At 29.1% G+C, this 20,232-nt stretch carries 19 protein-coding genes; 5 read left to right on the top strand and 14 right to left on the bottom strand.

Going from position 1 to position 20,232, the window contains the following annotated elements; all coding sequences use genetic code 11:
* Positions 1-21: 21 nt before the first annotated feature.
* From ACAN_RS11975 to ACAN_RS11995, 5 genes are read right to left on the bottom strand one after another with little or no spacing between them, the layout of a single operon-like run.
* Positions 22-792, bottom strand: coding sequence for an NUDIX domain-containing protein (locus ACAN_RS11975; RefSeq protein WP_099333612.1), 771 nt, complete (start codon positions 790-792; stop codon positions 22-24).
* A 27-nt stretch (positions 793-819) separates the two neighbouring features.
* Complete coding sequence (locus ACAN_RS11980) at positions 820-1,446, bottom strand: MarC family protein (RefSeq protein ID WP_228150606.1); 627 nt, start codon at positions 1,444-1,446, stop codon at positions 820-822.
* Positions 1,447-2,412 carry an amino acid ABC transporter permease gene (locus ACAN_RS11985; RefSeq protein WP_099333613.1) on the bottom strand — a complete coding sequence of 322 codons (966 nt, stop codon included), beginning with the start codon at positions 2,410-2,412 and terminating at the stop codon, positions 1,447-1,449. It abuts the gene before it with no gap.
* A gap of 3 nt (positions 2,413-2,415) precedes the next feature.
* Positions 2,416-3,231, bottom strand: a complete 816-nt coding sequence (locus ACAN_RS11990) for a transporter substrate-binding domain-containing protein (protein ID WP_079577946.1) — start codon at positions 3,229-3,231, stop codon at positions 2,416-2,418.
* Between the two features lie 19 nt (positions 3,232-3,250).
* Positions 3,251-3,979 carry an amino acid ABC transporter ATP-binding protein gene (locus ACAN_RS11995; protein WP_099333761.1) on the bottom strand — a complete coding sequence of 243 codons (729 nt, stop codon included), beginning with the start codon at positions 3,977-3,979 and terminating at the stop codon, positions 3,251-3,253.
* Between the two features lie 188 nt (positions 3,980-4,167).
* Here ACAN_RS11995 and ACAN_RS12000 point away from each other — a divergent pair, with 188 nt between their 5' ends.
* Complete coding sequence (locus tag ACAN_RS12000) at positions 4,168-5,280, top strand: glycosyltransferase (protein WP_099333614.1); 1,113 nt, start codon at positions 4,168-4,170, stop codon at positions 5,278-5,280.
* A 7-nt stretch (positions 5,281-5,287) separates the two neighbouring features.
* Here the strand turns inward: ACAN_RS12000 and ACAN_RS12005 are convergent, their stop codons facing one another.
* The 9 genes from ACAN_RS12005 to ACAN_RS12045 form a co-directional block, all read right to left on the bottom strand.
* On the bottom strand, positions 5,288-6,082 hold the full coding sequence (locus ACAN_RS12005; RefSeq protein ID WP_228150607.1) for a class I SAM-dependent methyltransferase: 795 nt from the start codon (positions 6,080-6,082) through the stop codon (positions 5,288-5,290).
* A 9-nt stretch (positions 6,083-6,091) separates the two neighbouring features.
* Complete coding sequence (locus tag ACAN_RS12010) at positions 6,092-7,000, bottom strand: bile acid:sodium symporter family protein (protein ID WP_099333616.1); 909 nt, start codon at positions 6,998-7,000, stop codon at positions 6,092-6,094.
* 65 nt (positions 7,001-7,065) lie between these two features.
* A complete protein-coding gene (locus ACAN_RS12015) occupies positions 7,066-7,614 on the bottom strand; it encodes a cysteine hydrolase family protein (protein WP_099333617.1) in 549 nt (182 codons plus the stop codon).
* A 78-nt stretch (positions 7,615-7,692) separates the two neighbouring features.
* A complete protein-coding gene (locus ACAN_RS12020) occupies positions 7,693-8,262 on the bottom strand; it encodes a TetR/AcrR family transcriptional regulator (protein WP_099333618.1) in 570 nt (189 codons plus the stop codon).
* Between the two features lie 9 nt (positions 8,263-8,271).
* A complete protein-coding gene (locus tag ACAN_RS12025; RefSeq protein WP_099333619.1) occupies positions 8,272-8,775 on the bottom strand; it encodes a dihydrofolate reductase in 504 nt (167 codons plus the stop codon).
* Positions 8,775-9,638, bottom strand: a complete 864-nt coding sequence (locus ACAN_RS12030; RefSeq protein WP_099333620.1) for a thymidylate synthase — start codon at positions 9,636-9,638, stop codon at positions 8,775-8,777. The genes ACAN_RS12025 and ACAN_RS12030 overlap by 1 nt, the downstream gene beginning before the upstream one ends.
* Positions 9,635-11,743, bottom strand: a complete 2,109-nt coding sequence (gene recQ, locus ACAN_RS12035; RefSeq protein WP_099333621.1) for a DNA helicase RecQ — start codon at positions 11,741-11,743, stop codon at positions 9,635-9,637. The genes ACAN_RS12030 and recQ overlap by 4 nt, the downstream gene beginning before the upstream one ends.
* A gap of 667 nt (positions 11,744-12,410) precedes the next feature.
* Positions 12,411-13,040 (bottom strand): LysE family translocator, encoded by a 630-nt coding sequence (locus ACAN_RS12040; RefSeq protein ID WP_099333622.1) that lies wholly within the window; start codon positions 13,038-13,040, stop codon positions 12,411-12,413.
* On the bottom strand, positions 13,040-14,017 hold the full coding sequence (locus ACAN_RS12045) for a hypothetical protein (RefSeq protein ID WP_099333623.1): 978 nt from the start codon (positions 14,015-14,017) through the stop codon (positions 13,040-13,042). Before ACAN_RS12045 ends, ACAN_RS12040 begins: the two co-directional genes overlap by 1 nt.
* A gap of 181 nt (positions 14,018-14,198) precedes the next feature.
* Here ACAN_RS12045 and prpB point away from each other — a divergent pair, with 181 nt between their 5' ends.
* The 4 genes from prpB to prpF all read left to right on the top strand — a co-directional run bounded on the left by prpB (position 14,199) and on the right by prpF (position 20,226).
* Positions 14,199-15,083, top strand: coding sequence for a methylisocitrate lyase (gene prpB / locus ACAN_RS12050; RefSeq protein WP_099333624.1), 885 nt, complete (start codon positions 14,199-14,201; stop codon positions 15,081-15,083).
* Between the two features lie 35 nt (positions 15,084-15,118).
* Positions 15,119-16,267, top strand: coding sequence for a bifunctional 2-methylcitrate synthase/citrate synthase (gene prpC, locus ACAN_RS12055; RefSeq protein WP_099333625.1), 1,149 nt, complete (start codon positions 15,119-15,121; stop codon positions 16,265-16,267).
* A 91-nt stretch (positions 16,268-16,358) separates the two neighbouring features.
* On the top strand, positions 16,359-18,950 hold the full coding sequence (acnD, locus tag ACAN_RS12060; RefSeq protein ID WP_099333626.1) for a Fe/S-dependent 2-methylisocitrate dehydratase AcnD: 2,592 nt from the start codon (positions 16,359-16,361) through the stop codon (positions 18,948-18,950).
* A 100-nt stretch (positions 18,951-19,050) separates the two neighbouring features.
* The gene (gene prpF, locus ACAN_RS12065; protein WP_099333627.1) at positions 19,051-20,226 is read left to right on the top strand and encodes a 2-methylaconitate cis-trans isomerase PrpF; all 1,176 of its coding nucleotides are present in this window, start codon (positions 19,051-19,053) and stop codon (positions 20,224-20,226) included.
* Positions 20,227-20,232: the final 6 nt, after the last annotated feature.

Genomic DNA, 20,232 nt, shown 5'->3' on the forward strand with positions numbered 1-20,232 from the left:
TAAATAATAGATAAAAATGAACTATTTTTTTGGAAAAAACAGTTCATAATCTTTTGGTATATTTTTAAAGCTCTCTAAGTTTTTACTTATAAAGCCATTTTTATTTAAAGCTGCACTTATAATAACTTTATTATATTCTAAAACATTTTCATCGCATAAATACTCATATACATTTATCCACTTTGCATCTTCAATTTCATCAGTATCATTAATATTTATATTATATGAAAGTGCTTTGGCAGAACATAAAATATATAAATTAGATTGTTCAAATTGATGGGGATAAAAATGTCCTAAACTAATAATTGATTCAAATTCAACTTTTATACCTGTTTCTTCATATGTTTCCCTTGCCACAGCACTTGAAATTAGTTCACCATTATCTATGTGACCACCAGGAAGTTTATAGCCTATTTTTGATATTTTTTCTTTTATTACTAGAAGCTCTTCATTTTCATTTATGACAACAACTCCTACACCTAAAGTATGATTTACAGCAGTTGGTATTATGGCATCTTTTACTAATTGTTTTACCATAAATACATAATTATGCTCACATGTATGAAACTCAAATCCATGTTTTACTGCAATTGGTATAAAACTACTTTTTGTTATATCTATAGTTATCCATATAAGTCTTCTTTGTTTTTTTAAACAGTAATTTATTAAATGTAGTAGATTTTTTTCAAACTCTATACTGTTATTTGGCATTGTATTTTTTTCTACTGTAATTCCATTATATGGATCTAAAACAATATCGAAGCAGCCAATAGTTTCAATATAATCACTCATAAATAAACCTTTTAAAGTAAGACTAAATCAATTTATGTAGCCTTTAGCTAAAGTAACAACACCACTAATTATAAACTGTATTGCTAAAGCTCCTACAATTAAACCCATAAGTTTTGTAATAACATTTTGTCCAGTTTGACCAAGATATCTTTTAATATGAATAGAGTTTTTAAATATAAAATAGAAAATAATAGCATTTAAACAATAAGCAATACTAATAGAAGCTAAATCTATAAACCCATCTGCTTCATGTTTAAAAATAATAATTGTAGAAAATAGTCCCGTTCCAAAGACAATAGGTATCGCAATTGGAATAATCGCTAACTCTTCATTTAATTTATCTTCATCATTTGATTTTACTTTTATATTTCCACTTATCATAGAAAGTGCCATAAGCAAAAGTACTAATCCACCCATTACTTTCAATGAATTAATATCTAAACCAAATACTTTTAATACAAACTCACCAGCAATAATAACAACAAAAAAAGAGATAATTATTGTATATGTAGTTTTATAAGCTACTTTGTTAATCTCTGTTTTTGTTATATTTGGACTTAGTATTGATAAAGCAACAGCGCTAATTCCAATAGGATCCATAATAGCAAAAAATGTAATTACTTCTTGCAGAAAATTAGCTAAGTAATCTTCCACTTATGCCATCCCACCTTTTGCATTATATTTCTTTTCTAGTAAATGCCCTAGATAACTTAATGAAAATGTTATACTTAAATAAACTAAAGCAATAACAATCCATGTTTCAAAAGGAGAAAATGTGTTTGAAACAATTTCTCGTCCAACTTTTGTTAAATCTGTAATTGCAATAACAGAGACTAAAGAAGAGTCTTTTACAAGTGCAATCATCTCTCCAACTAGTGTAGGAAGTACTCTTTTTAAAGCTTGAGGAAAAATTATATGTTTCATTGCTTGAAAGTGTGATATTCCAAGAGAATTGGCAGCTTCTAACTGTCCTTTATCAATTGATTGAATTGCTCCTCTTAAAATCTCTGCCATATAAGCACCAAAGAAAATCCCAAGAGATAAAACCCCCGCAACAAATCTATCTAATTCGAAAATATTTGCAATTATAAAATAAAATAAAAATATTTGAACAAGTAGTGGAGTACCTCTTACTAAGGTAATGTAAACTGTTGCAATATCCTTTAAAAATACATAAGAAGATAACTTCATTAAAGCAGTAATTATACCTACAAAAAAAGTCAATATTGCAGCAAAAAATGAAATTTTTAATGTTGTCCAAAGACCAATAAGTACTGGACCTGGTTTTGTAACAGTTTTAGAAGCCACATAATCAAACTCATAAATTTCTGAGCCTACTTCATACTCTAAAATATAACTACTGTCAATATTTAAAAAAGTTTTTCCATCATCATTTTTTAAGAAGTATTTTCCCTCTTCTTCCATCAATACACCACCTGTTGGTGCAGTAACATTTACAGTTTTTTCATAAACGAAATATTTTGGGATAGAAGTCCACTTCCACTCATAATTCATATTTGAAGCAGCCGAATATAAAAAATATCCAACTGCTAGATAAAAGGCAAAAGCAATAATATGCCCTAACGTTTTATTTTGCGCTAATGATTGTTTCTTACTCATTATTTACTGAACTCTTTTTAGCCAATTTGTATCAACTAACCACTTTTCATATAATTTTTGGTGAAAATCTACTAACTTATCTTCTTTAATCTGTCTCATGAAATTATTTAACCAATTTAAAAAATCAGGATCACCCTTTCTAATTGCAAAACCAAGAGGTTCAAATGTCAAAGGTTTATCAAGATGAACTACTCTTCCTTTTCCTTTATCAGACATAAATAAAATATTATAAGGTTGGTCATAAATAAATGCATCTGCTTTTCCATTTAACACTTCTGATATTCCATCTGCTTCTGTTTCAAATGTAATAATTTTAGCATTCTTGAAAAATTTTCTAGCAACAATTTCACCTGTTACACCTGTTCTTGTAGAGATAACAAAATCTTTTTTATCTAAATCTTTATACGATTTGATTTTTCCTTCATGCTCTTTTTTCATAAGAATAGTTTGACCTATAATTACATATGGAGTTGCAAAGTTAACTTTTAAATTTCTTTTTTGAGTAATAGTCATACCTGAAATAATAATATCAAATTTATCAGATAATAAACCACCTATAATTCCATCAAATGATGTAGGAACAAGCTTTAATTCTACACCCATATCTCTAGCCATCTTTCTTGCCATATCTACATCATAGCCTATGATTCTTCCTCTTTTATCTTTCATCTCAAAAGGCATATATCCAGGATCAAGCCCTACTCTTAACTCTCCTCTTTGTAAAATTTTATTTAAAGTAGAGTTTTTCCATACATTAATATCACCTGCAAATAAAGATGCATTTAATATTAGCATTAAAACTAATAAAAGTTTTTTCATTCATTTTCTCCTTATAATATTAGTGACTTAAAATTTCGTTTAAGAATTTTTTAGCTCTTTGGCTTTTTGGATTTTCAAAAAATTCAATAGGAGAACTTTCTTCTACAATTGCACCATGATCCATAAATACAATTCTATCTCCTACTTCTTTAGCAAATCCCATTTCATGAGTAACACAAACTAATGTATAATTCTCTTTTGCTAAATCTTTCATAACAGATAATACATCTCCAATAGTTTCTGGATCAAGAGCAGATGTAGGTTCATCAAAAAGTATTACTTTTGGCTTCATTGCTAAACTTCGTGCAATTGCAACTCTTTGTTTTTGTCCACCACTTAAATCAGCTGGATATGCATTTGCTTTATCTTCTAGCTTTACTTTTTTTAAAAGTTCCATTGCTATTTCATGCGCATCTTTTTTTGAAATATTTTTAACTAAGGTTGGAGCTATTGTAATATTTTCTAAAATTGTCAAATGTGGGAAAAGATTAAAATGTTGAAATACCATTCCAACTTCACTTCTTATAGCTTTTAAATTTTTTTTACTATTATGAATATGTAAATCATCAACTATAATTTCACCATCATCAACTTCTTCAAGGCCATTAATACATCGAATAAGTGTAGATTTACCAGAACCACTAGGTCCACAAACAACTACTATTTCACCTTGCTTTACTGAAAAATCTATATCTTTTAGTACATGAAAATCATCAAAATATTTATTGATTTTATTCATTTTTATTATTTCATTATTATCCATTAGCTCTCTTTTTTGAAAAATAGAAGCTATTATTTTACTGTATAGTCATTTAAAGGCAAATTAATGGATAATTTTTATATGACTAAAAAGATTATTTATGATTTTTTTAAATGCTTCTTTAATGCAACTATTTAGTTATATAATAATTACTTAATTTAAAAAAAGGAAGTCTTATGAAAAAGTTTCTATATATAACAGATCAAGACGAATATACTGATCATAGTTTTATTGGTGCCTTTTTTGAAAAATATCTAGGTAAATATTTTGATACAAATATTCTTTACTTTTCTGAATTTAAATCAGATTTTGAAAGAAAAGATGAACAAAGATTTATACTGCCATTAAAATTAAAAAAAGATTTACTAGATGAGTTATCAAAAAATGGTATAGATATAAACTCATATGATTATATTGTAGTAAGAAATGATTTTGATACATTAAAACATATATTAAAAAGAAAAATAAAACACAATTATAAAGTTGGATTTAGATTATCTTTTTCAAAAAGAATTGTAAAACTACAAGAAGATGAAGTAAGTAATAAAAAAAGTATTTTTGATGTTATAGGAAATAGTATAAAAACAATAAGTGAAACAAATCTTATAAATGAGTGTGATATTTTTATCCCTACTTCTGAACATATAAAAAAAGAGTTTTTCCCAAACATAAAAATAAAAACTTTTACAATTCCCCCTGCAATTGATCCAGAAGTTTTATATGAAAATATTCAGCATGTAGAAGATTTCAAAAGATTTTTTTATGCAGGAACACTAGATAAACTTAGAGATTTTGAAACAATACTAAAAGCATTTAGTCAAATAAATAGCAATCAATTTAGACTTTCAATCTCTACAAAAGATCCTGAATATGCAAAAAAAATGCTTTCAAATTTCCCTAATTTAAAAAACTGTGTAGAAATTTATAATGCAAGAACAAAAAATGAACTTTTACAACTAATAGCAAAAGCAGATGTAGGATTATCTATTTTACCTGATATTGCACTATTTAATAGTTCAACACCTGTTAAAATTCTTGATTACTATTCTAGTGGTATTCCTTGTATTATGACAAATAGTACAAATAACCAAGAGCTATTTAAAAGTGATAATGAAGCTTGGTTTTGTAAATTTGATGAAACATCAATAAAAGAAAAACTTGAAGAGATTATTAGTTTATCTAAAGAAGAAGTAGCACAAATAGGAATAAATGGACAAAAAAGATTACTTGAAGTAAGAAATCATGAGAAGATATCTAAAAATTTTGCTTTAGAATTAGATTTATTATAAGAAGGATTTAATCCTTCTTATTCCACGAAATAAGTGCCCACTGCACATAGTCTTGTTCTTGTTTTTTTGTTAAATCTAATGAATCATAGTATTGTTCTAAGCGTTTTATCTCTTCATCGTTTAAAGAGCCTAAACTCCAAGAAATAGAATCAACAAACTTCTGTTTTGATTTATAAATAGTATTTCTTCCCTCACTATCAATAAAATTAACTTCTGCTTTAATTCCTAGTGAATATAAAATATTTACCACATAAATATAATCAGGTTTTTTTATGATATCTTTGTTTAATACATCCAAAATTTCATCACTTACAAAAGAGCCACCTTTTTTATATGAAATAACAACTTTTTTATTTGCTTTGTCATTTAATTTTATCAAAGCCTCTTTCATATCTTTTACTTCCATTGATCTTGAAGCAATAACTAAATCTGCATTTGGAACATCACTCCAATCATCATACCAAGACTTATTGATTGTTTTAATATTTGTTATATCATTATTTTTTGCATTTTCATTTAATAGTTCTAACATCTTTGTTGAATAGTCTAAACTATAAACATTTTTTAATTTTGGTGCTAATTTTAAAGATAGATTTCCAACTCCACAACCAACATCTAATAGTGACTCAATCTCTTGTAAGTCTAACCTTTGAATAAACTGTTCATTATATACTGATTTGTGAACTCTTTGATTCATAGAACTAGCTTTTTCATCCCAAGCCTCTTTTGCTTTTGGTTTAAAAGTTGTAAGCTCTTTTTGTTTTTTATATAACTCATTGAAATCTATATCTTCATACTTCACGATAAATCCTTATTGTGCTTTTTTTGACCAATATCCTGCAATAATTGAACCTGAGATATTATGCCATATACTAAAAATAGCTCCTGGTAAAGCACTTAGTGGAGTAAAGTACTTTGTAGCAAGAGCAACAGCTAAACCTGAGTTTTGCATACCAACTTCAATTGCAACTGTTTTACATACTTTATGATCATATCCTAAAAGTTTTGAAATATAGTATCCTCCAGAAAGTCCAATAAAATTATGCAAAATTACTCCAACAAACATTGAAATTGCAATACTACTTATTCTATCTTGATTTAAACCAATTACAATTGCAATTATAAAAATAATAGAACCTATTGATAAAAGTGCAAATAACTCTTCTCTTTTTGCAATATGTTTATGAAAAAAGTGATTTATTAAAAGACCTAAAAGTACAGGTAAAAGAACTATTTTCATAGTACTTAAAAGCATGCTAAATACTGGCACAGGTACAGTTTGTCCCACATAAAGTAGTGTTAAATATGGAGTTATTACAATTGATAAAAGTGTTGAAACTACTGTCATTGTTATAGATAAAGCAACATCAGCTTTTGCTAAAAAAGCAATAACATTTGAAGCTGTTCCACCTGAAACAGCACCAACTAAAATCATTCCTACTAATAACTCTGTAGAAAAATTTAGAAATTTAGAAATAACAAAAGCAGCCAAAGGCATAAGCAAAAACTGTAAAAGTATAGTAATTGCAATTATTTTTGGTTTTGTTAAAACTCTTTTAAAATCCTCAACTTTTAAAGTAATACCCATACAAAACATAATAAAAACTAAAAGTGGAATAATCCAACTTTTAAAACCAACCACAGCCTCAGGCTGAAAATATGCAAAAATTGATACTAAAATTGCCCATAAAGGAAATAACATTGAAATTTTTTTAATCATCATCTATCCAAATTTTTTCCATATTTTACAAAAAAAGGTTTAAACTTTCTTGTATAATCTTGTTTTTATTCTTCTTTTATATACTCTTTTACGCTAATTACCTGTGAAAAAACAGTTTTTAATGCTGCCATATAAGAGTTGTGAACTGTTTTTGCAGGAATTTTCTCACCTAAAAACTCTAAATCTTTTGTAGCACAAGCATCACTTAAAACTGTGCATTTATAAGCTAAATCAAAAGCTGCTCTTGTTGTAGAATCAATACACATATGACTCATCATACCACAAATAACTAACTCTTTTATATCTTTTTTTTCAAGTTCTTCTTTTAATTTTGTTTTTAAAAAACTATTTGGAAAGTTTTTCTTTATTACAATCTCACTTGATAAAGGAGCTACATTTTCATGTATATTTACTCCTTTTGTATCACAAACAAAAAAAGTTGCATCTTTTTTTGTATTTATATGTTGAATATGAAAAACTGGTAATTTGTTTTTTCTAAAGTACGTTAATATCTCTTTTGCTTTTAAACTAGCTTCATTAGAGTTCACTAATGGATTTTTTCCTTTTTCAAAATAATCATTTTGAATATCTATAATTAATAATGCTTTATTCATAAATTTTCCTTTCTTTGACTAAATAGTCAAGTAAAAGTATAGCAAAGTCTTGACTGATTAGTCAAGACTTTTTAAAATTTATTTTTTAAGTGTGTTTAAAAATAGTTCTAGTTGAGAAATACAAGTTGCAAAACAACTTGCATCTTGAGACTTCTTTGCAGTGCCTATACACCCTTCAATTGAAGCTACTATATACATAGAGAGTGCTTTTGTGTCATTGTGAGAGATTTCATTTTTTGCTATTGCTTTATCTAATACTTTTTCAAAAATATTTTCAAATTTTTTATAAACAATCTCTAAAGCTACTTTAAAATCTTTGTCAATAGGAGATAATTCTTGCATAAGATTATTTAGTTTACATCCAGATGTAAAATCAAAGTTATCTCTTTTTTTTATCATTTGCATCATCTCATCACAGATATTCTCTTCATAATCTAATAATACACAATACTTATCTTCAATATAAGCATTTACTTTTTCATTTATAACTGCAAGAGCTAACTCTTTTTTAGACTTAAAAAAATGATACATACTTCCTTTGTTCATATTTGCTTTTTTTAAAATCTTATCAACAGAAGTTGCAGAGTAGCCATGATGATATATCTCATCAAAGGCTACTGTTAGAAGTTTTTCTCTTGTGTTATTCATACTAAATTCTTAATCTTTTTTTGTATAGACTTTAAAACTCCAAGCTGGGCTTTTTATTCTATCTTCTTCTAAAATAGCTTCATAATCTTTTTGCTCAATTAAATCCCAAGAAGAAAAATCAATCTCTTTAAGATAAGCATCTGCTTTACCTTCAAAATCAACCTCGCTTAAATACATTTTATCAACGTAAGGAAATAGTGTTTCATAGATATTTGCTCCACCTATTATAAAAAGTTCTTCTTCACCATTTGCTCTTGCAAAATCAAAAGCATCTTGAACTTCACTAAAAGTATGTACACCCTCATGGCTAAAGCCAGTTTTACTTAATACTAGTGAAGTTCTATTTGGAAGAGGTTTTCCAATACTTTCAAAAGTTTTTCTTCCCATTAAAAGATGATGTCCTGAAGTAATATTTTTAAAGTTTTTAAAATCCTCTGAGATATGCCAAAGCATTTTATTGTCTAAACCAATCTCCCAATTTTTACCATATGCAACTATCATTGAAATTTTCATTATACTGCCATCTCCCCTTTAATTGATTCATGACACTTGTAATTTACAAGTTCAAAATCACTCATTTTAAAATCATTTATATTTTTTATATCTTTATTTATTTTCATTGTTGGTTTTTCATATGGTGTTCTTGTAAGTTGTAGTTTTACTTGTTCCATATGATTTGAATAAATATGTACATCACCAAAAGTATGTACAAAATCCCCTACTTCTAACTTACAAACTTGAGCTATCATCATAGTTAAAAGTGCATATGAAGCGATATTAAATGGAACACCTAAAAATACATCTGCACTTCTTTGGTAAAGTTGACAAGATAGTTTATTATTAGCTACATAAAACTGAAAAAAAGTATGGCAAGGTGGTAATGCCATATTCTCAATTTCTGCTGCATTCCATGCATTTAAAATGATTCTTCTACTATCTGGGTTTGTTTTAATTTGATTAATTACATCTGCAAGTTGATCAACTTTTTTACCATTTGCACCTTCCCAACTTCTCCATTGACTTCCGTAAACTGGGCCTAACTCTTTTATGGTATCAGTATTTATATAACCTAAATCTTTACCTTGTTTATTGGCATTTGCAGTCCATACTGTTTTTTTATCTATTAGATTTTCTCTTTTGTCATCAAAATGAATTTCTGCAAGTCTTCTTTCATCTGTACTTCCTTCAATAAACCATAAAAGCTCACTAATAATTGCTTTTAAATGTGTCTTTTTTGTAGTAACTAAAGGAAAGCCTTCACTTAAATCAAATCTCATTTGATATCCAAAAACAGAACTTGTACCAGTTCCAGTTCTATCTTCTTTTTTTATTCCATTATCTAAGATATGTTGTAATAAATCTAAATATTGTTTCAATTGTTTTCCTTATTTAAATACTCATATAAATACAAGTATTTTCTTAATTCTTTTAAACTTTCATGCTCTAATCCAGTTTGAATCCATCTTTGAATTTCACTTGGAATAGTTAAAGGTTCTAAAAGTTGTGCTTTTTTCTCTTTTGATATTTTACCATGTTCAAATAAAAGTGAGATATGAGAAAGAATAGAAGTTATTGCTAAATCTCTAATTTGAGATATTTCTTCTACTGTTTTTTCATCTTGTATTAATTCAAAAGTTTCTAAGTATGTTTTTGTAAGTTTTTTTAAAGGAATTTTATCTTCTAACTTTTCACCAAACTCTTCTTTTATACTTTTACATAAGCTTAAAAAATTCTTGCCATATTTTTCAAATTTCACAAGACCAACGCCATTTATATAAAGCATATCTTCTTTTGTAAGAGGTAGTTTTGAAGCTAACTCTTTTAAAGTTTTATCTCCAAATATAACATAAGCTGGTACTTCATGCTCTTGTGCTAACTCTCTTCTTAAGCTTTTAAACTTTTCATATAACTTTTCATCAAAACTTAACTGTGTATTATCTTCTTCAAATTTTTGAGCAATACCTAACTTATCACTATCTATTAGAAGTTTTTCTTTGCCTTTAAGGATTTGCATTCCTAAACCACTTATTTTTAAGACTCTAAATTCACCTAAGTTAACTGCTTTTATATCTATTAGTTTATCAGCAATTGCTATCCATTCATTTTTACTTTTATCACTTCCCAAGCCATAAACATTTAGTCTGTCATGTCCAAACTCAAGAAGTTTTTGATTTTTTGAGCCTCTTAAAATATCAATAATATGATTTGTTCCAAAACGCTGTTCACTTCTATAAACTGCACTTAAAAACTTTTGTGCATCAACACTTACATCAACTTGTTCAATCTCACCTTTTGTACAGTTATCACACAAAGTCTTACAATCATCAATCTCATCTTCAAAATAAGAAGCAATAATCTTATGACGACAATTATTTGATACACAATATCTATACATAGCTTCAAGTTTATCAAGTCCAGTTTGTTTATAGCCTGTATCAATTGCATCTTCTATTTGTATTTTTCTTTTTACCTCATCAGCTTTTGAATAAAGTAAATAAACATAAGACATATCACCATCACGACCTGCACGACCTATTTCTTGATAATAGTTCTCTAAGGTTTTAGGTAAACTTGTATGTATTACAAATCTAATATTTGACTTATCAATACCCATACCAAAAGCAATAGTAGCTACTACAATATCAATCTTTTCATATACAAAATCATCATAAACCTCATCTTTAATATTTGGGTTTAATCCTGCATGATATGCCTTTGAAGAGTAGCCATTTTCACACAAAAACTGCGCTGTTGATTCTGCTTCTTTTCTTGTAAAAGTATAAATAATACCACATAAGCCTTTGTGAGTTTTAAGAAAATTTAGTATTTGCTTTCTACCATTTGTAATTCGTGGTTCTACTTTTATATCAAGATTATTTCTATGTGTTTTAGCACGAAAATGTTTAGCATCATTGAGTTTTAAACTTGAAGCAATATCAGCTTCAACTTTTTTAGTTGCAGTTGCAGTAAATGCAGCAATACAAGTATCTGGGAAAAATCTTTTTAACTTATCAAGATTTCTATACTCTGCTCTAAACTCATGTCCCCAAGCACTTACACAATGAGCTTCATCTATAACAAAATAGTTAATATTGATTCGCTGTAATACTGCTATAAACTCATTTGAAGTAAATCTTTCAGGTGCTACATAGATAAATTTTAGTTTACCTTCCAAAAGCTTTTGCATTGTAAAACTATTTTCATCATTTGTTTGAGAAGAGCTTATCATCTCTGCTTTTATATTTAAATCATTTAGTGCTTTTACTTGGTCTTGCATAAGTGCAATAAGAGGAGAGATTACCACTGTTACACCATCCATAAGCAAAGTTGGCAATTGATAACAAAGTGACTTACCGCCACCAGTTGGCAAGATAGTTAAAACATCTTGTTTATTGATGATACTATCTACAACCTCTTCTTGGAAACTTCTAAAGCGTTCATGTCCAAATATATCTTTTAGTATTTTGTATTTATTATTCATTTGAAGATTTTATCATAGCTTGGGTTATGGGTGTATGAAAGATTATTTTAGTAGATTAATTATTTTCTCATTTAAAAGTTTCACTAGGTTATTTATATTATCAATTTTTGATGTCAGTAAGAAAAGACACAAGAAAATAACTCATAAACACCTAAAGGTATTCGCACCTCTTACTTTGTGTGGACAAAGTAAACAAAACCACCAACGGCTTCGGAGCCCTTCGGGTTCCTTCACTTATTGTTTTATCTTTTTTGTCTTGCAAAACTCATAAATAAATATGCTTTTTAGCATACTTATTTACTCAAACAATTGCAAGCCTTTTCCAAAAAGAGAAAACAAACGCTCAGCTTCTGTAGATGTTGGAATAAAAAAGAATGAAGCAATTTTCTTTTGTAAATTTACATATGATAGCTCAAACTCTCTTCTTCCCAGACTTTGATGAAGCTGGAAGTTAAATATTTATTTTGGTAAAGCCCGAAACTGTTTGAGCGTAAAAAAGAGTGCCAAATGCACTCTTTAGCGAGTTTTGCAGGGCAAAAATAAATATATAACTGTAAGGTAGCTTTGCCTTCATCAACTTGTCTGGTTGCTTTTTGTCTTACTTTTTACAACTAAAAAGTAAGAAAACGAAGAATAAGTTCTTCAAGAGAAAAATATAAATTACTTATCACATTTCACTCATCGCTACTTTTATTCCTAAAGCAATTAATATCACTCCAATTATTTTATCAAATATCTTTCCAAAAGAGTTAAAAAAACCTCTTACTTTTTTCCCTGTTAAAACAAATGATAAAAAACCAAACCATATAAATGTAGATATTACAAAAAAGATTGCATAAAAACCTTGAATAGATAAAGGAGTATTTATATCCACAATAACAGTAAATAAAGATAAGAAAAATAGTGTTGCTTTTGGATTTAGTGCATTTGTAAAAAATCCTATACTAAATGCTTTAAATTTTGTTATCTCTTTTTGTGTTTTGCCTTTTTCAAACTTGTCTAGTTTAAAAGAGTTTGACTTTAAAGCTTTTATTCCTAAGTATATTAAATATAAAGCTGCTAAGTATTTTATAATAGTATAAATAATTATAGATTTTGAAATAATCAAACCTATTCCTAATACTGTATAACTTACATGTACCAAAATTCCTATACTAATTCCAAAGCTAGTCCATAAAGATTTTTCTCTTCCATGGGTAATACTTTGTTTTAATATAATTGCAAAATCAGGTCCAGGAGACATAAGTGCTATTATATGTGCAACTGCTATTAATAAAAATTGGTCTAAATATTGCATTAATTTCTTCTTTGCCCTTGTTTTGGAGCACTAACTTGTCTTTGTAAATCTATAGATAGATTATTGAAAAACAGTTCTCCATAATCAGTAGTTCTATTTATATTTTCATAAGCTTGAGCTAAAGAGTTGTTGTATTTTAAAGCATCTTGTAAAATCTTAATAATTTTAACTGATTCTAAAAAGTTTACATGACTTGGCGCTTCAATTGGTGAAGAATAATATCTATGCATTCTTTCTACTAAGTTTTTATTTCTAATTTCAATAAAAACTGATTCAATTGGTGATTTAAAAAATAGGATTTTTTGTTTTACATTTATAGAGATATATGTGGTTTCCATTCCATAAATTTTTCTTGAAAATGAGTCAAAAAGAAACAATTTTTTATTATAATTATTGTTAAAAAGTTCATAAATCAATTCTAATATTTTTATTTTTTCTTCTTTTGTAAAGAAATTACCAATTTCAGCATAACAAAAACTAAGTATTGATTTGATTGAGTACCACTCAGTTGTATCATAATCATATCTAAGCATTTGATCAATTCTATTTTGTTTAAGCTCTTCTATGTTTTTATCTGTTCTTGTTCTATATACTCTTTGAACTGCTGTATCTCTATACATAGGTCCAGGAAATTGTGCTTGGATTACAAATCTTCTATTTTTTTCAATATCCATTATATATTTTAATCTACCTTGATAATCTTCATCTATTATACGAACCTCTTTTTGTGGTATTTGTGTAATAGATTTTAAAAACTCTTCATCAACACAGCCATCTTCCCATATATAATCAGGATATCTAAAAAGAGAACATATTTTTTTCTTCACTTCATCATTGGGGTCAACATCTGTCAATCCATCAACCCAAGATGTTACAGTTCTTCTATCTTTTTGAATTAATGATGAAAATTTTGATATACTCAAATGAGATCTTTTATATATTTCAATAATTTTTTCTATTCCTGTTTTATATGACATTTTAGAATCCTTAAACAATTTTTATCTTTTATTGTACTACTTTTAAACATAAAAACAAATTTTGTACATAATCCACTATCACGCAAGAAAATTGAGTTTTGTTATACAGTAATTATACAATCTTTTGTTTCTTTAATGATGTATAATAGATTTATAAATTCAAAAATGAAGGAACTTTTATATGAGCGCAGGAAAAAGATTTAAAGAAGCACTTAAGGAAGAAACTCCTTTACAAATTGTAGGAACAATTAATGCTTACCAAGCTTTACAAGCTACGAAAGTAGGATTTAAAGCTATTTATTTATCAGGTGGTGGTATTGCAAATGCATCATATGGTTTACCAGATTTAGGTATGACAATGATTGAGGATGTATGTATTGATATTAGAAGAGTAACATCAATTTGTGATACTCCATTAATTGTTGATGCAGATACTGGTTGGGGACATGCTTTTAATGTTGCTAGAACTGTTAAAGAGTTCATTAGAGCTGGAGCTGCGGGACTTCATATAGAAGACCAAGTTGCTGCTAAAAGATGTGGGCATAGACCAAATAAAGAGTTAGTTTCAATAGAAGAGATGTGTGATAGAATAAGAGCTGCTGTGGATGCTAAAAAAGATTTAGACCCTGATTTTTATATTATTGCAAGAACTGATGCACATGCAAGTGAAGGTCAAGAAGCTGCAATAACTAGAGCAAAAGCTTATGTTGAAGCTGGAGCCGATGCAATATTTGCAGAAGCAATTCACACTTTAAAAGAGTACAAAGAGTTCACTGATGCTATTGATATTCCTGTATTAGCAAATATTACAGAGTTTGGAGCAACTCCAATGTTTACAACAGAAGAGTTAGGTTCAGTTGGTATTGATATGGTACTTTATCCATTATCAGCATTTAGAGCTATGAATAAAGCTGCTTTAAATGTATATCAAGAGCTAAGAGAAAAAGGGACTCAAGAAGGTGTTCTTGATACAATGCAAACAAGAATGGAACTTTACGATATGTTAGGGTACCACGAGTATGAACAAAAAATGGATGAACTTTTTGCAAAAAGCAAATCAAACTAAAATAAATAAAAAAATCAAATAGAAAAGGGAAAATTATGAGTACTACAACTACTGGATTTAAACCGAAAAAATCTGTTGCACTTTCTGGAACTGCTGCTGGGAATACAGCTATTTGTACAGTTGGTGTTAGTGGTAATGATTTACATTATAGAGGTTATGATATTTTAGAGTTTGCTGATAAAGCTGAGTTTGAAGAGATTGCTCATTTAATTGTGCATGAAAAACTACCAAATAAAGAAGAGTTAAAAGCTTATAAAGAAAAATTAAGAGGTATGAGAGATTTACCTGATGGTGTTAAAGTTGCATTAGAGCAATTACCAAAAACTTCTCATCCAATGGATGTAATGAGAACAGGTTGTTCAGTTCTTGGTGCAATTATGTCAGAAGATGAATCTCACCCAAAAGATGAAGCACAAAATATCGTTGATAAATTAATGGCTTCATTTGGTTCTATGCTTACATATTGGTATCACTATGCATTTAATGGAAAAAGAATTGATGTTGTAACTGATGATGATACTATTGGTGGGCACTTTTTACACCTGCTTCATGGTGAAAAACCAAGAGAATCTTGGGTTAAAGCTATGCATGTATCTTTGATTTTATATGCTGAGCATGAATTTAATGCTTCTACATTTACATCAAGAGTAATTTCTGGAACAAATTCAGATATGTTCTCATGTATAACTGGAGCAATTGGTGCATTAAGAGGTCCAAAGCATGGTGGAGCAAACGAAGTTGCATTTAGAATTCAAGAAAGATACAACTCTGCTGATGAAGCAGAAAAAGATATCAAAGAAAGAATGGCAAGAAAAGAGATTATCATAGGATTTGGACATCCTGTATATACTACAAGTGATCCAAGAAATGTTGTTATTAAAGAAGTTGCTAGAAAACTATCAGAAGAAAATAGTGATATGCTTATGTATGATGTAGCTGAAAGAATTGAAACAATTATGTGGGAAGAAAAGAAAATGTTCCCAAATCTTGACTGGTTCTCAGCAGTTTCATATAACCAAATGGGAATTCCAACGGATATGTTCACACCAATTTTTGTAATCTCAAGAGTTACAGGATGGGGAGCACATGCAATTGAACAAAGAGAAGATGGAAAGATTATTAGACCATCAGCTAATTATACTGGTCCTGAAAATCTAAAATTTGTTCCTTTAGAAGAGAGATAAAACTTAGCACCTTAATTTATGGTGTACTACTTAAAATACTAAAAGGATAAGTAAAACTTATCCTTTTAAATACAAACTAAATGGATATAAAATGACAAATGAAAAATATCTTAAACAATTAGATAAATTAGATGTTAAATATTATGATGTAAAAGCTGCTGTTGAAGAGATAAGTCCTGGTTCATTTGAAAAACTAAACTACACATCAAGAGTATTAGCAGAAAACTTAATTAGAAAATGCCCAAGTGAAAAATTAGAAGATTCACTTATTCAATTAATTGAAAAAAGAACAGATAAAGATTTTCCTTGGTATCCAAGTAGAGTTATCTGTCATGATATCTTAGGATTAACTGCTTTTGTTGACTTAGCAGGTCTTAGAGAAGCAGTTGCAAGAGATGGAGGAGATCCAGATAAAGTTAATCCTGTTGTACCTACTCAACTAATCGTTGACCACTCACTAGCAGTTGAGTGTGGTGGATTTGATCCAGATGCATTCCAAAAAAATAGAGATATTGAAGATAGAAGAAATGCAGATAGATTTCACTTTATAAACTGGACAAAAGAAGCGTTTAATAATGTAGATGTTATTCCTCCTGGAAATGGTATCATGCACCAAATCAACTTAGAAAAGATGTCTCCTGTTGTTCATTTAAATGATGGAATAGCAAGTCCTGATACTTTAGTTGGAACTGATTCACATACTCCTCATGTTGATGCACTTGGTGTAATTGCTGTTGGTGTTGGTGGTTTAGAAGCTGAAAATGTAATGCTTGGTAATCCATCTTATATGAGAGTTCCTGATATTGTTGGAGTTGAGATTACAGGAAAAAGAGCACCTGGTATAACTGCAACTGATATTGCCCTTGCTATGACTTCATTTTTAAGAGAAAATGATGTAATTTCTGCATATTTAGAGTTCTATGGTGATGGAATTAAATATCTTAATTTAGGTGATAGAGCAACAATTGCAAATATGACTCCTGAGTATGGTGCAAGTGCAGGTATGTTCTATATTGATGAGCAAACTATTGATTATTTAAAAATTACAGGTCGTGAACAAAAACAAGTTGAACTTGTAGAAGCTTATGCAAAAGCAAATGGTTTATGGGCAAATCAATTAGAAAATGCTACTTATGCAAGAACTATAAAATTTGATTTATCAAAAGTTACTAGAAGCTTAGCAGGACCATCAAAACCTCATAAACTTGTTCCTACAACAACTTTAAAAGAAGAAGGTATTGTAAAAGATTTTGTACAAGAAGGTGATAAGATGCCAGATGGTGCAATTTTAATTGCTGCTATTACTTCATGTACAAATACTTCAAATCCAAGAAATGTTATCGCAGCAGGATTATTAGCTAAAAAAGCAAATGAGCTTGGACTTACAAGAAAACCATGGGTTAAATCTTCATTAGCACCTGGTTCAAAAGTAATTGAAGTTTACTTAAAAGAAGCAGGATTATTAAGTGAAATGGAAAAACTAGGATTTGGTGTAGTTGGTTTTGCATGTACTACTTGTAATGGTATGAGTGGAGCACTTGATCCAAAAATCCAACAAGAAGTTATAGATAGAGATATCTATTCAACTGCTGTATTATCTGGAAATAGAAACTTTGATGGAAGAATTCACCCTTATGTAAAAGAGGCATTTTTAGCAAGTCCTGCACTTGTAATTGCTTATGCATTAGCAGGTTCAATTAGATTTGATATTGAAAATGATTCATTAGGAAAAGATAAAGACGGAAATGATATTACATTAAAAGATTTATGGCCATCAGATGAAGAGATTGATTCAGTTGAAAAATCATGTGTAAAACCTCAAATGTTCAATGATATTTATGAGCCAATGTTCAATAGAGATGGCTTAAGTGCTATTAAAGTTGAGCCATTTTATAGCTGGAATCCAAACTCTACATATATTCAAAAACCACCATATTGGGAAGACGAGTTTATGGGAATGCCAGCACTTAAAGATTTAAGACCCTTAGGAGTGTTTCCTGATAATATTACAACAGATCACCTTTCTCCTTCAAATGCAATCTTGCCAGATTCAGCCTCAGGAGAGTATTGCTTAAAAATGGGATTACCAGTTGAAGATTTAAACTCATATGCAACACATAGAGGAGATCATCATACAGCTTCAAGAGCAACATTGGCAAATCCAAAACTATTTAATGAAATGGTAAAAGATGAAAATGGTAATGTAAAACAAGGAAGCTTGACTAAGATTATGCCTGAGGGTACTGAATCAAGAATGTGGGAAGCAATTGAGACATATAGACAAAGAGGTCAAGGTCTTATTATTATTGCTGGAACTAACTATGGTCAAGGAAGTTCAAGAGATTGGGCAGCAAAAGGAGTAAGACTTGCAGGTGTTGAAGTTCTTATTGCTGAATCAATTGAGAGAATTCACAGAACTAACTTAGTTGGTATGGGTGTATTACCACTTCAATTTAAAGATGGTGATACAAGACATACATATAATATCGATGGAAGTGAAACTTATGAAGTAGTAGGTAAAATCACTCCAAGATGTGACTTAACAGTAGTTATGACAAGAGAAAATGGAGAGAAAGTAGATATTCCAGTAACTTGTAGATTAGATACAACTGCAGAAGTTGAAGTTTATAAAGCTGGTGGAATTTTACAAAAATTTGCAAAAGAAGTTGTTGCAAATAAATAAGAAAAATTAAAGGGTTTATCCCCTTTAATTTATCTTTTTTAGTGTGAATATTGTTCATATTCAAAAAGATATTACAAGACTAATAATAAGGAAATATATTATGGCTTATAAACCACAGTTTAAAGTAAAAGCTACTTATATGAGAGGTGGAACTTCAAAAGGCACTTTCTTTAATATTGCAGACCTTCCAAAAGAAGCACAAGAAGATTCAAAAAAAAGAGATAAATTACTTCAAAGAATCGTAGGAAGTCCAGATATTTATAAAAAACAAATGGATGGTATGGGTGGAGCTTCTTCATCTACTTCTAAAGCTATTTTAGTTGGAAAATCTGATGTTCCAAATCATGATGTAGATTATTACTTTTGTCAAGTTGCAATTGATAAAGATTTTGTAGATATGAGTGGAAACTGTGGAAACTTATCAAGTGCAGTTGGACCTTTTGCTATAAAAGAGGGTTTAGTAGATAACGTTCCTCAAAATGGTGTTTGTTGTGTAAGAATTTGGCAAGCAAATATCAAAAAAACTATTCTATGCTATGTAACAATGGAAGATGGAATGGTAAAAGAGATGGGGGATTATGAGATTGATGGTGTTGCCTTTCCTGCCCAAGAGATTAAGTTAGAGTTTGTTGAGCCAGTTGATCCAAGCGAAGAGTTATTTCCAACTGGTAATTTAGTAGATGACTTAGAAGTTCCTGATGTTGGCACTTTTAAAGCTACTATGATTACAGCTGGTATTCCTACTGTATTTGTAAATGCTGATGAGATTGGATACAAAGGAACTGAGCTTCAAGGAGATATTAACTCTGATACTAAAGCTTTAGAGAAATTTGAGAAAATTAGAGTTGCAGGTGCACTTAAAATGGGATTAATTTCTGATGCTAAAGAAGCCTTAACTAAACAACATACACCAAAAATTGCATTTGTATCTCCTGCGCAAGATTTTACTACATCTTCAGGAAAAGAGCTAAAAGCAAATGAGATGGATTTGCATGTTAGAGCTTTGTCTATGCAACAACTACACCATGCAATGATGGGTACAGCTTCAGTTGCAATTGGTGTTGCTGCTTGTATTCCAGGAACATTAGTTAATTTAGCTAGTGGTGGTGGAGAAAAAAATACAGTTACTTTTGGTCATCCAAGTGGTACTATTAAAGTTGGCGCAACATTATTGCAAAAAGATGGAAAATATATTGTAGAAAAAGCAAGTATGAGTAGAAGTGCAAGAATTATTATGGATGGCAATGTATATGTTCCTGCTGGAACAATGGATTAATGCTTT

The organism is Malaciobacter canalis (assembly GCF_008000835.1).
Taxonomy (GTDB): Bacteria; Campylobacterota; Campylobacteria; order Campylobacterales; family Arcobacteraceae; genus Malaciobacter; species Malaciobacter canalis.

Coding starts and splice junctions, on each gene's coding strand:
- ACAN_RS11975 (WP_099333612.1), bottom strand. CDS start 792: ATGAGTGATTATATTGAAACTATTGGCTGCTTCGATATTGTTTTAGAT.
- ACAN_RS11985 (WP_099333613.1), bottom strand. CDS start 2,412: ATGAGTAAGAAACAATCATTAGCGCAAAATAAAACGTTAGGGCATATT.
- ACAN_RS11990 (WP_079577946.1), bottom strand. CDS start 3,231: ATGAAAAAACTTTTATTAGTTTTAATGCTAATATTAAATGCATCTTTA.
- ACAN_RS12000 (WP_099333614.1), top strand. CDS start 4,168: ATGAAAAAGTTTCTATATATAACAGATCAAGACGAATATACTGATCAT.
- ACAN_RS12010 (WP_099333616.1), bottom strand. CDS start 7,000: ATGATTAAAAAAATTTCAATGTTATTTCCTTTATGGGCAATTTTAGTA.
- ACAN_RS12015 (WP_099333617.1), bottom strand. CDS start 7,614: ATGAATAAAGCATTATTAATTATAGATATTCAAAATGATTATTTTGAA.
- ACAN_RS12020 (WP_099333618.1), bottom strand. CDS start 8,262: ATGAATAACACAAGAGAAAAACTTCTAACAGTAGCCTTTGATGAGATA.
- ACAN_RS12025 (WP_099333619.1), bottom strand. CDS start 8,775: ATGAAAATTTCAATGATAGTTGCATATGGTAAAAATTGGGAGATTGGT.
- recQ (WP_099333621.1), bottom strand. CDS start 11,743: ATGAATAATAAATACAAAATACTAAAAGATATATTTGGACATGAACGC.
- ACAN_RS12040 (WP_099333622.1), bottom strand. CDS start 13,040: ATGCAATATTTAGACCAATTTTTATTAATAGCAGTTGCACATATAATA.
- ACAN_RS12045 (WP_099333623.1), bottom strand. CDS start 14,017: ATGTCATATAAAACAGGAATAGAAAAAATTATTGAAATATATAAAAGA.
- prpB (WP_099333624.1), top strand. CDS start 14,199: ATGAGCGCAGGAAAAAGATTTAAAGAAGCACTTAAGGAAGAAACTCCT.
- prpC (WP_099333625.1), top strand. CDS start 15,119: ATGAGTACTACAACTACTGGATTTAAACCGAAAAAATCTGTTGCACTT.
- acnD (WP_099333626.1), top strand. CDS start 16,359: ATGACAAATGAAAAATATCTTAAACAATTAGATAAATTAGATGTTAAA.
- prpF (WP_099333627.1), top strand. CDS start 19,051: ATGGCTTATAAACCACAGTTTAAAGTAAAAGCTACTTATATGAGAGGT.